This window comes from Acidobacteriota bacterium (genome assembly GCA_028875575.1).
Classification (GTDB): Bacteria; Acidobacteriota; Terriglobia; order Versatilivoradales; family Versatilivoraceae; genus Versatilivorator.
On sequence record JAPPDF010000042.1, the window covers coordinates 93,363 to 107,289 of the forward strand.

General features: G+C 60.6%; 11 protein-coding genes. 7 read left to right on the forward strand and 4 right to left on the reverse strand.

The features are described from left to right. Positions 1–264 precede the first annotated feature (264 nt). On the reverse strand, positions 265–1,923 hold the full coding sequence (locus OXI69_06415; protein ID MDE2665765.1) for an Nramp family divalent metal transporter: 1,659 nt from the start codon (positions 1,921–1,923) through the stop codon (positions 265–267). Between the two features lie 260 nt (positions 1,924–2,183). On the opposite strand from OXI69_06415, the gene OXI69_06420 reads away from it, so the two are divergent. Continuing rightward, positions 2,184–3,827 carry a thiamine pyrophosphate-binding protein gene (locus OXI69_06420; GenBank protein MDE2665766.1) on the forward strand — a complete coding sequence of 548 codons (1,644 nt, stop codon included), beginning with the start codon at positions 2,184–2,186 and terminating at the stop codon, positions 3,825–3,827. Here OXI69_06420 and OXI69_06425 read toward each other — a convergent pair. After that, entirely contained in the window at positions 3,819–4,301 is a 483-nt protein-coding gene (locus tag OXI69_06425) for an HIT domain-containing protein (protein MDE2665767.1), read from the reverse strand. The genes OXI69_06420 and OXI69_06425 overlap by 9 nt on opposite strands. A gap of 1 nt (position 4,302) precedes the next feature. Next, positions 4,303–4,623, reverse strand: a complete 321-nt coding sequence (locus OXI69_06430; protein MDE2665768.1) for an integration host factor subunit beta — start codon at positions 4,621–4,623, stop codon at positions 4,303–4,305. A 385-nt stretch (positions 4,624–5,008) separates the two neighbouring features. On the opposite strand from OXI69_06430, the gene OXI69_06435 reads away from it, so the two are divergent. The 6 genes from OXI69_06435 (at position 5,009) to OXI69_06460 (ending at position 10,647) form a co-directional block, all read left to right on the forward strand. Further along, complete coding sequence (locus OXI69_06435) at positions 5,009–5,734, forward strand: hypothetical protein (GenBank protein MDE2665769.1); 726 nt, start codon at positions 5,009–5,011, stop codon at positions 5,732–5,734. Between the two features lie 227 nt (positions 5,735–5,961). Further along, positions 5,962–7,590 (forward strand): cache domain-containing protein, encoded by a 1,629-nt coding sequence (locus OXI69_06440; GenBank protein ID MDE2665770.1) that lies wholly within the window; start codon positions 5,962–5,964, stop codon positions 7,588–7,590. 286 nt (positions 7,591–7,876) lie between these two features. Next, positions 7,877–8,089: a 50S ribosomal protein L31 gene (rpmE, locus tag OXI69_06445; protein MDE2665771.1), complete on the forward strand. Its 213-nt coding sequence runs from the start codon at positions 7,877–7,879 to the stop codon at positions 8,087–8,089. Between the two features lie 177 nt (positions 8,090–8,266). Further along, positions 8,267–9,352, forward strand: coding sequence for a peptide chain release factor 1 (prfA, locus tag OXI69_06450; protein MDE2665772.1), 1,086 nt, complete (start codon positions 8,267–8,269; stop codon positions 9,350–9,352). A 68-nt stretch (positions 9,353–9,420) separates the two neighbouring features. Then, a complete protein-coding gene (prmC, locus tag OXI69_06455) occupies positions 9,421–10,272 on the forward strand; it encodes a peptide chain release factor N(5)-glutamine methyltransferase (GenBank protein ID MDE2665773.1) in 852 nt (283 codons plus the stop codon). A gap of 30 nt (positions 10,273–10,302) precedes the next feature. Further along, positions 10,303–10,647 (forward strand): histidine triad nucleotide-binding protein, encoded by a 345-nt coding sequence (locus OXI69_06460; protein ID MDE2665774.1) that lies wholly within the window; start codon positions 10,303–10,305, stop codon positions 10,645–10,647. A gap of 244 nt (positions 10,648–10,891) precedes the next feature. Here OXI69_06460 and OXI69_06465 read toward each other — a convergent pair whose 3' ends face one another. After that, positions 10,892–13,582 (reverse strand): vitamin B12-dependent ribonucleotide reductase, encoded by a 2,691-nt coding sequence (locus OXI69_06465; protein MDE2665775.1) that lies wholly within the window; start codon positions 13,580–13,582, stop codon positions 10,892–10,894. Positions 13,583–13,927 lie beyond the last annotated feature (345 nt).

A 13,927-nucleotide genomic window follows, 5' to 3' on the forward strand; every position in this document is an offset into this window, starting at 1 on the left:
TTCAGGTGGGGCTGCGCATCAATTTCCGCAAACGCAGGCTCGAATTCAAATGCTTGACCCGAAGCAACGCCGATGCTCAGGACTACAAGCCAGCCGTCTCCAGAAAAATCCTGTGCCCTTTGTGCTTTTTGTGGTTAGACAGCATTTTTCGCCAAGCGGCAGCCCGTGCCGATGAGGCAGTGCCGTCTCGCTTGGCGGCCGAGCGAGGTCCTTGGTGTCACTTCGTGGACCACTCTTTTTTCGTTGGTTTCAGGATGGCGTTGCCTACAGGACCCCCACCAACTGCAATGTAGTGATCACCGCCAGCAGGGTGAAGAACGTGCCCGCGGCTGCCAGTCCGATGCGCATGAACCAGCCCGGCCGCAGGGCCTCGGGCAGCAGGGTGAGATTGACGAACAGGGTGTGGAAACAACTGAAGCCCAGGGCGTAGTTGAACAGGTTGGCGGCGAATTTCAGCAATTCCAGGGGGGGCGCTACCGAAAGCATGATCACGCCGAAAATGCCGTAACCCACTACCACCGCAAAGTAGACCCAGCGGATGTTGGAGGGATCCAGCTTTCGCAGGCGGGGGCTGGCCGTCCAGAAGACATCCACCCAGCGGCGAATGAATCCGTCCGAATGGGTCGACATGGTGGGGCCCAGGACCAGGAAGCCGCAGAGCATGGTGAGATACCAGAAGAGCTGACCGGCGTCGGCGCCCCAGGCGGCAGCCACGTGCGTCCTCACCCCGTCGGAAGTCATGCCGGCTGCCACCCAGCTGCTGGCTTCGGTGCCTCGCGGAAGGAACTGCACCGAAAGCATGCTGGGGAGGGCCACTCCCAGAAAACAGGCGGGCATCCAGACCACCACCTGGTCCCGCACCAGGTGACGATACCAGCGCTTCCAGCGGGCCAGCGCTTCCGAGGTCACCTGGAATACCGTCCCTGAGTGGGACAGTTTCAGCTCTCGTCCTCCGATCACGCTCGGGATGGCACCCACGTGGCGTCCCATGCCCCAACCCTGCTCGCGGGTATAGTTGCTGACAGCCGCGTTGGAAAGTCCTCCGCTGCCGGCGATGGCCGCAAAGGCAGCCAGCAGGGCAATGGTGCTCAGATCGATGTCCGGCATTCCCTTGCCCTCGGCCAGGGAGGTGAAGATGTTGGCGGTTTCGATCCCCCCGGTGGGCATGGTTCCGAATCGGAGGAAGCCCCCAAAGATTTCGGTCCAGGTGGAGAAGCTGGAATGAAAGACTCCCAGGATCATCAGGAACCCCAGCACGGTGAACATCTTGAAGGTCATGATGGCCTTGAGGGCGTTGTAGATCTTGCCTCCCGCAACCAGTGGCACCAGTGCCAACAGGAATATGGCGTAGCCCAGGGCTCTGATCAGCAGGCGGTGGCTCTCGATATTCTCGGGGTCGGGGAGCACTCCTCCCAGCAGCACCGAGGCCAGCGGGGTGGCTGCATTGGCGGCCAGGTAAGGGAAGACCGCCCCGAAGTCGAGAATCAGGTAGAGACAGATCCAGAAGACGGGCCCGGGTGCGGTTCTGAACTTGCCCGTAAAGATCGGCTCGCCGGTGTAAAGGGTGTAGCGGGAAACCTCCATGTTGTAGATCACCTGGCCCACGATACTCAGCGTGGCCAGCCACATCAGGGCGCCGCCGTACTTGGCCGTGACGGCGGGACCCATCAGCCATTCCCCGCCGCCGATCGAGGAGCCTCCCAGAAGCAGCCCCGGCCCCAGCAGGGCAAACCAGTGTCGCCAGGTGAAGATGGGGGCTTCCACCAGCTCACCGGTGTTCCAGGGCGGCATCTTGCGGGATCCCGGCCGCGGAGCCTGAAACTCGCCGGGGCTTTCGGTCGGATCGACGGCCTGGCCGGCGTCGGCCGAGGAAGCATCGGGAGTCGCGGAAGGTTTCTCCGGCTGGGAAGGGTCTGATGACATGGTGAATCCTTGTATATTTGGGTATGTTTGGCGCTAAGTCTGCCCCTGAGATCGGGCGAACTTGGTGAGTCAATCACTTTTTGATCAAATTTGCAACAGTCCCAGCCACGACCTCGGAGGTGGACACGGAAGATGGGGAGAATTGGCCCGAGCGGCGCCCCGACACGAGCCAGGAGGGTGGCCGGTGGTATAATCCGCCCCGATTGATCCTGGCCCGGAAGTCGGTTCAGCCCAGGGGGCGAATCGGAAAGGAAAGACCGTTGAAGGGTGGAGACATCTTGATCGAGTGCCTCAAGGCCCAAGGGATCCGTGCCGTGTTCGGGATGCCCGGAACCCAGAACCTGGAGATCTACGACTCCCTGTTGCGCTGCGGGGAGGGTACCATCGACCACTACCTGGTGCGGCACGAATACGCCGCCACCCAGATGGCAGACGGGTTTGCCCGGTCCACCGGGGAGGTGGGTGTGGCCCTGACGGTGCCGGGACCCGGCGCCAGCAATGCCTCAACCGGGATCCTGGAGGCCTATACCGATTGCGTGCCGGTGTTGCTGATCACCGGGCAAAGCGACTCCAGGTTCTACGACAAGCATCAGGCAAAGATGTTCCACGGCCTGGACCAGATGAAGTTTTTTGAGCCCATCACCAAGTATCGAGCCATCGCCCGCACCATCGGGGAGATCCCCGCCGTCGTGGAGGGCGCCTTCAAGGCCATGCGGAGCGGGCGCCCGGGCCCGGCGGTTCTCGAATTTCCCATGGACGTGGTGAGGGCCGATGGAGCCCCCAGGATCCCGGGGTATTCCCGAGGATCGCGCAGCCCGTCCCCCTCCGCCGGTGACCTGCGTGCGGCTGCCCGCCGGATCGACCGGGCCAGCCGGCCCGTCTGCCTGGTCGGGTCGGCTGTCATCCATTCGGGCGCCCAAGCCGAGCTGCGCCGGCTGGTCGAGAAGATTCAGGCGCCGGTGGTGGTGACCCGGTGCGCCAAGGGCGCGCTGGATGAAACCCATCCCCTGGCCCTGCGAGGATCCAACGGCTACCTGGCGAGGGAGGCTCTGAAGCTGGCCGACGCCACCCTGGCCATCGGGTGCCGCTTTACCTCGATCGATACCAACAACTGGCGACTCAAGCCGCCCCAGCCGCTCATTCAACTGGACGAGGACGAGCTCGAGATCGGCAGCGAGTATCCCTGCGAGCTGGGGGTTGTGGGAGATCTCAAAGCCACGCTGCAGGGGCTGCTGGAAGAAGTCGAGCAACGCCCGCGGCGATGGCAGCAGGCGCTGGAGATTCCCCGGGCCCGGTTTGCGGCCCAGAGGCCCCTGCCTCTTTTGGGCGACATCCGGCAAGTGCTTCCAAGCGACGGCATTTTGTCGGTGGACGTTCATTCCATCGGGTATTCGGCCTTTGACGAGTACCCGGTCGACCGCCCCCGGAGGTTTCTCTATCCTTGCATCGGCGTGGCTCTGGGTTATGGCTATCCGGCCGCCATAGGCGCCAAGGTAGGCTGTCCGGACAAACCGGTGGTCTGCTTCAGTGGGGATGGAGGCTTCCTGATGGGCATGGCGGAGCTGGCGACGGCCGTCAGGTACGAAATCCCCCTGGTTGCCGTGGTCGTCAACGACCAGGCTCTGACGGCCATCAAGGGGTCCCAACAGAAAAACCACCAGGGCCGCGTAATCGGCACCGATTTGACCAACCCCAATTTCGCCGAAGTGGCCCGTTCTTTTGGCGCCGCCGGGAAGCGTGTCCGCAACCTCCGCCAATTCAAGGAAGTGCTGCAGGAGGCGTTGGCGGCTCGGCAACCGACCGTCATCGAAGTGCCGATGAGAGACGACGACGATCAATTGACCGAGGCCATCACCTGGTTGCGGTCCCATCCCTTGCGCAGGTTGCAGGGGCCGTCAGGTTGAGAAGAAAGGTTTGAGCTTCAGGTAGGTCGTCTGCAGGGCTTCGGGCAGGACTCGGGTCTCACTGGAAACGGTCATGAAGTTGGCATCGCCGCACCAGCGCGGCACGACGTGGAGGTGAAGGTGCTGGTCGATGCCGGCGCCGGCGCATTTGCCGAGATTCATGCCCAGGTTGAAGCCGTCGGGACGGTAGATCTTCCCGAGCGCGGAGACGGCTTGCTGGGTCAGGTCCATCAACTCCAGGTTCTGTTCGGCGGACAATTCCGAAATGGCCGACAGGTGCTTATAGGGGGCGATCAGCAAGTGACCGCAGGTGTAGGGAAAGAGATTGAGAATGATGAAGTGATCCTGTCCTCGAAAGAGAATCAACTGTTCCCGATCTTTGACGGTCGAGGCATCGATACAGAATACGCAGCCCTCGGTGTTGTGGATGTTGGCAACGTATTGGTATCTCCAGGGACTCCACAGAAAATCCATGCTAGGAACTGAGGTTGATAAGGTCCTTCAACTCTTTGCTGGGCTTGAAGTAAGGTACTTTCTTTTCAGGTACGTCAACCTTTTCGCCCGTCTTGGGATTTCTTCCCTGGCGGGCCTTGCGCTTCCGTATTCTAAAGCTTCCAAAACCACGTACTTCCAGTTTGTCGCTGTTTTTGAGCGCCTTCACGACGCTGTCGAACAGCGCCTCCACGATCACCTCCGAGTCCTTGCGGCTGAGGTCGGTCGCCCGTGATACTTCGTCCACCAAGTCTGCTTTGGTCATGGTTGCTCCTTGCAACGGTTGCGGGAATGCCTCCGAGATGGAATTCCGATCGCGCACCCTTTGGAAGAATTGTAGGGAACCCTTCCAATCCTCCACATCGGGTCGATGCCTGCTGGAACATTGCTTCCGACTGTCACCTCCGGCCTGCCGAGTGGCAGGGTGAACAGCCTTGGCCCGGCTGGTCGGTTCTCCGGTCCAGCAGACATAAATGCATAGAAAATATGGGATTAGCCCATAAAATGCAACAGGGATTCAACCGCTGACTCGGGGCTTCGGTTGCGCATTGGCGACGGATGGTTCATGGTTCAGTGGGAAAAGAGTTTTCCACGAAGCCACACGAAGGAATCGGAGGCGTTGGAGAAGGCTCACGAAGGATGCGCCAACAGTCGGGGAGGGGGAAAAGGACAACATTCCAAGGGGCGACATGGATAGCAATCGAGCACTTCCCGAACCGGACCTGCGCCAAACCGGCCCAAGTGTGCCGGCAGGACTGTTTGCGGCGCTGTTGGTCTCGGTTCTTGCGTTTTTCGGCATGGGTACGCGCTACTACACTCACGGAGATCTGAACCTCATCCATTCCGTGTTGAGCCTGTTCTTCTCCATCAATCTGCTGGTCTGCTATTGGGAGATCTGCCTGTTTTTCCGACGGGACTATATCGAGAAGCGCACCGACTACTGGAGCGCGCGCCAGCGCGAAACCGGCCGGACACCGGCTGGCGAATTCCTGGCCTCGAGGGTCCCGTTGACACACATATTTTCGCCGACGGTCTGGGCCGATGTCTGGGCGACCTATGCCCAATACGACAACTCCTACGCGGATCGTCGTACCTTCGGATTCAACGTGGATATTGGCAACGGCTTTGTCACGCCGCTGCCGACATTGATCCTGTACGCCGCCTATACGATCGATTTCCTTCCCGCCCTCTATGCAGGCATTCTCGGAGCCATGGTGTTCTGGCAGTGGGTCTACGCAACCACGCTTTACTGCGTCAGCTTCTTTGTGGCCCAACGACAAACCCGGATCAGCCGGCTTCAGACACTCATTTACATCATTGTGATCAACTCCTTCTGGGTGCTGTGCGCACTGCTTGGCTTGTACGTCTCGATCCGGCTGATTATGGACGGCAACTACAGCGTGCTGGGTTATTGAGCGGGAGAGTCTGGGGAGCAACGGAAGGGCGCCGACGTTGGAAGTGACGGGGCCGCCACCGATAGCGGCCGCCAATCCCGCCGGCCAACGCCAGCAAGCTGCCCAGCGGTTTGCCGACAGGTTGCGCTGGCATCCGTCCGTTTCTGCCCAAATTGGTTTAACCTATTTTATAAGTGTACGTTACAATATTTCAAAAACCGCCGCATTCTGCCGTGTTCAGCTAAACCATGCTCGTGACCAAGTCTCATTGTCTTCCCATTCCAATTCTCCTGGCCTTCCTCCTCGTCTCTCCGGCCCTGGCCTCCGAGGATACTTGCGCGGACCGCTCCGTCTCGGCCGGCGCCGTTCGGACGCCGCAGGACGCCAAGACGCTGACGCAGTGCGCCTACGAGTTTGTGCAGGAGGTGGGGTTCGAGCAGGCCCACAGGGCCTTCAACGAGGAGGAGCGCTGGAAGAGCGGGCCGACCTATGTCTTCGTCTCCGAAGTCACGCCAGTCAGCGATCAGGCCCGGGTATTTGTCTTTCCACCCAATCCGTCCCTGGAAGGCCTCCCGTTTCCATGGCAGATCGACTCCTTCGGAAACGATTACTTCAAGGAACTGCATCGTCTCCTGACGAGTTTCGACGAAGGCTGGAACCACTACTCCTTCTTCAACCCGGCCACCGGAGAGGTCGAGCCGAAAGTCAGCTACGTCAAGGGTATCGACTGGATGGGCACCCCGGCCGCAATCGGAGTGGGGGTCTACCGGCGTGACCTGCCCGGCACCTGCAGGAGCGAGGAAGTCAATGCCGCCATGCTCGACTCCAACCCTTCCGAGGCGCGGCTGCGGGAGTTTGTCCGCTGCGCCGCCATGGAGATGGATTCGAGGGGGTATTTCGCCTCGATAAGCTTGGCCAACGACCCCCGTTGGCGCAGCGGCTCCATCTACCTGTTCGGCCTCGACACCTACGGCCATACCTTCTTCAGCGGTTCTCCGGCGGATTCCTGGATTGGGTCGGAGTTGTCGTCCAGCGAAATCGGCGGCTTCGAGGGCCGGAATATTCTGGGGGTTGCCGATGCCTTTGGCGAGACCCTCCTCTACTACTCCCAGCATAATCCGTCCACCGGCGAGCGGCAGCGCAAGGTGACCTTTGTCAAGAGGATCACCTCCTTCGGGGTTCCGGTGCTGATCGGGGCAGGCTATTACCTGGATGAAGGTGTTCCACCGGTTGCCGGCGTGCCGGCAGAGGACTTGGCGTTCACCGTGGACTTCCATCGAGGGCCACAGGGATTCATCGCCGGCTTCGCGGACTATCCGCCCGCCGACGCGGAAATCTACGAGTTGACTTCGGACTACCGCAGACTGCCGCCCCCGCTGGAGTCTCAGTCCGCCCTGTTCATCTCCGGAGTCAACCGGAGCGACGACCTCTTCATGTTCTTCAAAGGACCCATTAGCGGCCTGTCGCCCGGCGTGCGATACAAGGTAACGGTCGGCGTGGAGATCGCCACCGACACGCCGGCAGGGTGCGTCGGTGTCGGCGGAGCGCCGGGAGAGAGCGTCTGGATCAAGGCCGGAGTGACCGACGTCGAACCGCTCGCGGTCTCCGACGGCTCCTATCTGCGCATGAACATCGACGTCGGAAATCAGTCGCGGGGCGGCTCACAAGCCGTGGTGCTCGGTGACATCGCCAACTCCCGAAACTGCGAGCAGGCGAGCCGGTGGGAGCGCAAGTCCTTCCAGGGCCGAACGACACCGACTCCGATATCGGTGGCTCCCGATGGCCGGGCCTGGCTGTTGTTGGGGGCCGACTCGGGATTCGAGTCCAGGACCTCGATCTACTTCACCCGAGCATCGGTCACCCTCACGCCGATATGAGGACCTGGCGGCGCGGCATCGAGGGTGTTCGTATCCGCCCGCGGGCGGCCGTTCCTGGCGCCGGTGTTCTCCAACAGGAAACCCTTGGGCCGTTGCCCATCGATTGCCTTACAGTGGCACGGCAGGCATGGCCACCAGCATTGACCACCGATTCCCATCCGGTGGGAGTGAGCCTTACCGATCGAGTGATGCCGGGCGCACCGGTCCAGATTTTGTTTGTCAAGCGTCCGCCCGGACCTTATAATCTGCCGTGGTTCAGACGGGTTTGGTCAGATCGGTTCATGCCATGAAACCGAAAATTCATCCGAAATACGTTGAGGTAACGGTTTCCTGCGCCTGCGGGGAAACCTTCAAGACGCGTTCCACCAAGGGCGAAATCCGCCTGGAGATTTGCTCCAAGTGTCATCCCTTCTTCACCGGCAAGCAGAAACTGGTGGATACGGCCGGGCGCGTGGAACGATTTCAGAGAAAGTACGGCCTGCGCGCCGGTCTGGACTAGGCGGCGCCGTCCGCCATCAGCCCCCATCCAGCAATCTCGATCTTCCGGCCTGAACAGAGGGCCCCTCCCCGCATCCCGCGCCATCCTGAGGCTCCGGGCCGTAGAGGCCGTAATTATTCAGCACCCTTTCAACCAGTGTCCTGACGTCGGCGGCCCTGGCCGTCTCCGAGGTGCGTCATGCTAGACAAACTCGCGCAACTGGAAGCGTCCTACGAGGAGATCACTCGCCTTCTTGGAGATCCTGAAGTTCTGGCCGATCCGGCCACTTATCAGAAGCATGCCAAGGCTCACAGGGATCTCGCTCCGGTGGTGGAGAAGTTCCGGGAGTACAAGAAGCTCCAGGTGAGTCTGGAAGATGCCAGGCAGGTGGCTCGGGACGCCCATTCCGAGCCCGAACTCCGGGAACTGGCACAGGAAGAGGCTTCCGAGGTCGGGTGCACCCTGGAGGAATGTGAACGCCAACTGAAGGTCCTTTTGCTGCCCAGGGACCCTGACGACGAAAAGAACGTGCTGCTGGAGATTCGAGCTGGAACCGGGGGCGACGAAGCCACCCTCTTTGCCCAGGAAGTCTTTCGAATGTACTGCCGCTTTGCAGAGTCTCAAGGTTGGCAGGTGGAAATGATGTCGTCCAGTCCATCGGGAGCCGGTGGGCTCAAGGAAGTGATTGCCATCATCGAGGGCAGCAAAGTCTACCGCAACCTGAAGTTCGAAAGCGGGGTCCACCGGGTCCAACGGGTGCCGGCAACCGAGGCCAGTGGGCGGGTGCACACCTCGGCTGTCACGGTTGCGGTGTTGCCGGAGGCCGACCAGGTCGAAGTGGGTATCGACGAAAAGGACTTGCGCATCGATAGGTTCTGCTCCTCGGGGCCCGGAGGGCAGTCGGTCAATACCACTTACTCGGCCGTTCGCATCACCCACCTTCCTACCGGTCTGGTAGTGACCTGCCAGGACGAGAAGTCACAGATCAAGAATCGGGCCAAGGCCATGCGAGTGCTCAGATCCCGCCTCTACGAAATCGCCATGGAAGAACAGCGCCAGGCCATTGCCCAGGATCGCAGGAGCCAAGTGGGAAGCGGGGACCGAAGTGAAAAGGTCCGAACCTACAACTTTCCCCAGAACCGATTGACCGATCATCGCATCGGTTTGACCCTTCATCGGCTCGAAGGCATCATGGATGGGAATCTGACCCCGGTGATCGATGCCCTGGTGAGCCATTTTCAGGCTGAAGACCTGAAGAGGGAAGTGGAGTCGGTTCGCCATTGAGAGCACGAGGCCGGTGGTCTGCGGTCCAACCACCCAAATGACCGGCCACGCCATCCCTTCGATTCGCCATGCGGGTTTTCGAAGCCCTCGCCGCCGCCTGTGAGGAACTGACCCGGCATGCCGTGGTCAACTCCAGGGTCGATGCCGAAATCCTGTTGGCACATTCCCTGGGAAAGACGCGCAGCTCCCTTTTGGCTCACTTTCGGGATGAGGTCGATGAATCCTTGGGCCGGGTCTTCTTCGCCAGAGTCGGGGAACGGTGTCGGGGGAAGCCGCTCCAATACATTTTAGGTCAACAGGAATTTCGCGGGCTGCTCTTCGAAGTGTCGCCGGCTGTCTTCATTCCGAGGCCGGAGACGGAGTTTGTGGTGGAGGCAGCGCTGGAGCACCTGGCGGAAGGCGGTCTGGAACTGGCTGATGTGGGAACCGGTTCAGGCTGTCTGGCAATCAGTTTGGCCGTGGCGCTTCCGCGGGCGCGGGTCTGGGCGACGGACCTGTCGGAGGCGGCCCTGGAGGTTGCGAGGCGGAATGCTGCCCGTCACGGGGTGGAGCGCAAGATCACTTTTTTGCAGGGGGATCTGTTGAAACCATTGATTCCCCGGCTGCGCAAGGGGCAGCTCGACGCCGTTGTCTCCAATCCCCCCTATGTGGGTCCTGAGGAGTTGAGCGGACTTCAGAAGGAAGTCCGGGATTGGGAGCCCCGGCTGGCCCTGGTCGGAGAAGAGGGAGCGTCCGGCCTCTATGGCCGGTTGCTGTCTCAAGCTCAAGTCCGGCTCAGGCCGGGCGGGCTGCTGATTATGGAGATCGGTTACAGCATGCAGGAGGCGGTGTGCGGTCTGCTCGGGCAGGGCTGGGATCTGCTGGGGGTTACCGACGACTTGAACGGGATTCCCAGGGTGGTTTCGGCGAGAAAGGTATAGAAGGACAAAGAGCCAACAGGAGAGGAGCCGATGTCAGACTGCCTGTTTTGCAAGATCATTCGGAAGGAGATTCCCGCCAAGGTCGTGTTCGAGGATGACCTGGCCCTGGCATTCGAGGACATCAACCCCAAGGCTCCCACCCACCTGCTGATCATTCCCAGGAAACACCTGGAGTCCCTGGAGGACGCGAGCCGGGAAGACCGCGAGTGCCTGGGGCATCTGGTGATGGTGGCACGGGATCTGGCCCGCCGGCGGGGCCATCGCCAGTCCGGCTACCGAACGGTGTTCAATACCGGCCCTGACGCCGGCCAGTCGGTCTTTCATATCCACCTGCACCTGCTGGGAGGCCGGAAGATGGACTGGCCGCCGGGATAAGGTTCACCTCTCGCCGTTGGCAGCCAGGCTGGAGTGTCGTTCCAGCGACCGGAGAGGAACAAGGGGAAGGTCCTGTCCCCTGGCAGTGTTGTGGTTAAGGGGAGAGCAGGGCAGCCGCGGTTTGCGTGGGTAGTCCTTGGAAACGCTGACTACAAGCCTTCCTTATAAAGCAGCGTAGCTGCGGCTCAGGGTAGCCCCGGGTGGAAGCCCGGGGATCAGGGTGAGACACCTATGCGGCGCAAGTTCAACTGCAGCCGCTGGTGGCGCCGCAGTTGAGGCACTTGTAACAGGCGCCGTTGCGCACCATGATGGAGCCGCATTCGGGGCAGGGCGGGGCATCTGCCTGGGTTTGAAAGACCTGCTTTTCCATATGTTCCATCTGCGTGCTGGTCACGGGAGCCGCCTTCTCCGGTTGGGGTTGATCCTCGACGGTCAGGAATTTCTGGCCGAGCCAGCGGAAGATGTAGTCCACGATGGACTTGGCAATGGGGATCTGAGGATTGTTGGTGAACCCCGCGGGTTCGAACCGGCTGTGGCTGAACTTGTCGACCAGGACTCTCAACGGCACCCCGTACTGCAGGGCCATGGAAATGGATGTGGCTACCGTGTCCATGAGCCCGGAAACCACGGAACCCTGTTTGGCCATGACCACAAAGATCTCTCCGGGGGTGCCGTCGTCGTACATTCCCACCGTCAGGTACCCGTCGTGGCCGGCGACACTGAACTTATGGGTGATGGCCTGGCGCTCGTCGGGGAGTCGGAGCCGAGCCGGTCGGGCCGACCCATTCTCTCCTTCCTCCTTGAGACTCGTATTCAGCGGCTGTGACCGCTTGGATCCGTCCCGGTAGATGGCCAGAGCCTTGAGACCCAGTCGCCAGGCTTCAACGTAGGCTTCCTGAATTTGATCCACCGAGGCTTCCTCGGGCATGTTGACGGTCTTTGAAATGGCGCCCGAGAGAAAGGGTTGCACGGCCCCCATCATCTTCAAGTGACCCGAGTAGTGAATGGAACGAGCTCCGTTCATGGGTTTGAAAGCACAGTCGAAGACCGGCAGGTCCGTCTCCTTCAGAAAGGGAGCCCCTTCGATGGTTTCGTTTTCGTCGATGTACTTGATGATTTCGTTGGTTTCTTCCTTGCCGTATCCCAACCGCGTCAATGCCTCCGGAACGGTCTGATTGACGATCTTGAGCAGGCCGCCGCCGACGAGTTTCTTGTACTTCACCAGGGCGATGTCGGGCTCCACTCCGGTGGTGTCGCAATCCATCATGAATCCGATGGTTCCGGTCGGCGCCAGCACCGTCACCTGGGAATTCTTGTAGCCGTGCCGCTCTCCCTCGGAAAGAGCATCGCTCCAACAGTCCTGGACGGCCTGGTAGAGATCCTGGGGCAGAGCGGAAGCGGGCAGATTGGAGGCGGCAGCGCGGTGTTTGCGAATTACCCTCAACATCGGCTCGCGATTCAGCGGGAACTCGGCGAAGGGGCCCAGATCATGGGCAATCCTGGCGGAGGTGTGGTAGGCCTCTCCGTGCATGAGGGCCGTGACGGCGCCGGCATAGGCGCGGCCGGCATCGCTGTCGTAGGGAAGCCCGGAGGACATGAGCAGGGCTCCCAGGTTGGCATAGCCCAGTCCCAGCGGCCTGAAGTGGTGGCTGTTTTCGGCAATGGCGGGGGTGGGATAGCTGGCGTTGTCGACGATGATCTCCTGGGCCGTGATCATCACACCCACCGCGTGTTTGAACCGCTCGACATCCAGGCGACCGTCTCCATTTCTGAATTTCATCAGATTCAGCGACGCCAGGTTGCAGGCAGTGTCATCCAGGAACATATATTCGCTGCAGGGGTTGGAGGCATTGATGCGATCGGTGCCGGCGCAGGTATGCCAGTCGTTGACCGTGGTGTCGAACTGGATGCCGGGGTCGCCGCAAACGTGGGCGGACTCCGCCATCATTTGAAGCAGATTTCGGGCACGGTGATTTTCCACAATCTCACCGGTGGTCACCGCTCGTGTGCTCCATTCGCGGTCTTCGACGGCTGCCTGCATGAACTCGTCGGTGACCCGAACGCTGTTGTTTGAATTCTGGAAGAAGACCGAACTATAGGCAGGGCCGTTGAAGGAAGGATCGTATCCCGCCGAGATCAGCGCCCACGCTTTCTTTTCCTCCTCCTCCTTGCACTTGATGAATTCCACGATGTCGGGATGCTCGGCGTTCAGGATGACCATTTTGGCCGCCCGGCGCGTCTTGCCACCCGACTTGATGACGCCGGCGAAGGCATCGTAGCCCTTCATGAAGGAGACCGGGCCGGACGCCTCCCCCCCACCGGAAAGCAACTCCTTCGAGGAACGAATCGGGGAGAGATTGGTGCCGGTGCCGCTTCCCCACTTGAAAAGCATGCCTTCCGTCTTGGCCAGATCCAGAATGGCTTCCATGCGGTCTTCCACCGAGTTGATGAAACATGCCGAGCATTGGGGCTTGGGCTCGATGCCGCAATTGAACCAGACGGGGCTGTTGAATGCCGCCTTTTGGTCGACCAGAAGGTGGGTGAGCTCTGCCTTGAAGGTGTCGGCGTCTTCGCGTGTGGCGAAATAGCCCCCCTCCTGTCCCCATCGGTGAATAGCGTCCACCACTCTTCCAATGAGCTGGCGCACACTCTTCTCGCGGCCCCTGCCATTGGTGGATCGCCTGAAGTATTTGGACACCACCACGTTGGTCGCCAGCATGGACCAGCTTTCGGGCACTTCCACATCAGGCTGCTCGAAGATCACCTCTCCCTTTTCATTGGTGATGCTTGCATCGCGCTTCTCCCACTGAACCTGATCGAAGGGATGCACCCCGGGCTGGGTGTAAACCCGGTCGAAATGCAGGAGTCTGGTTTCTTCCGACGCACCGGTGGCTGCGGCCGTAGCCGGGCTTCCCGTCTTTGCGTTCAGTAGCATGGAAAGTCTCCTTGATCCTCTATCAGGACAATGGAATGCAGGCAGGCAATCTGCTCGTCAGGCCGACCTTCGGTGGTGGGGCCGGTACCGATTCGAGCCCGAACTAAACTAGGGGTCCATCCGTTCGCTTTGGTGAGAGGCATTGTACGCCGGTGAAGTGTCTTGTCAAGCATTATCACGGTTTTTTGCACAAAATGATGGACCCTTCACCCGACCGGCAACTAAATGTTGTGCACCCGTTTCATTCCCACAAATCCCTCGCAGAGCCCGGATACCATGGGAAAGTCCGGAGCGGCTACCGTGTCTGCCCATTGAAAATGAAGGGTTTGAGACACGGTTGTTGCT

Bases quoted from the DNA above. Each gene is read 5' to 3' on its own strand.
- OXI69_06415 (MDE2665765.1), bottom strand. From the start codon at position 1,923: ATGTCATCAGACCCTTCCCAGCCGGAGAAACCTTCCGCGACTCCCGAT.
- OXI69_06425 (MDE2665767.1), bottom strand. From the start codon at position 4,301: ATGGATTTTCTGTGGAGTCCCTGGAGATACCAATACGTTGCCAACATC.
- OXI69_06435 (MDE2665769.1), top strand. From the start codon at position 5,009: ATGGATAGCAATCGAGCACTTCCCGAACCGGACCTGCGCCAAACCGGC.
- OXI69_06440 (MDE2665770.1), top strand. From the start codon at position 5,962: ATGCTCGTGACCAAGTCTCATTGTCTTCCCATTCCAATTCTCCTGGCC.
- rpmE (MDE2665771.1), top strand. From the start codon at position 7,877: ATGAAACCGAAAATTCATCCGAAATACGTTGAGGTAACGGTTTCCTGC.
- prfA (MDE2665772.1), top strand. From the start codon at position 8,267: ATGCTAGACAAACTCGCGCAACTGGAAGCGTCCTACGAGGAGATCACT.
- prmC (MDE2665773.1), top strand. From the start codon at position 9,421: ATGCGGGTTTTCGAAGCCCTCGCCGCCGCCTGTGAGGAACTGACCCGG.
- OXI69_06460 (MDE2665774.1), top strand. From the start codon at position 10,303: ATGTCAGACTGCCTGTTTTGCAAGATCATTCGGAAGGAGATTCCCGCC.
- OXI69_06465 (MDE2665775.1), bottom strand. From the start codon at position 13,582: ATGCTACTGAACGCAAAGACGGGAAGCCCGGCTACGGCCGCAGCCACC.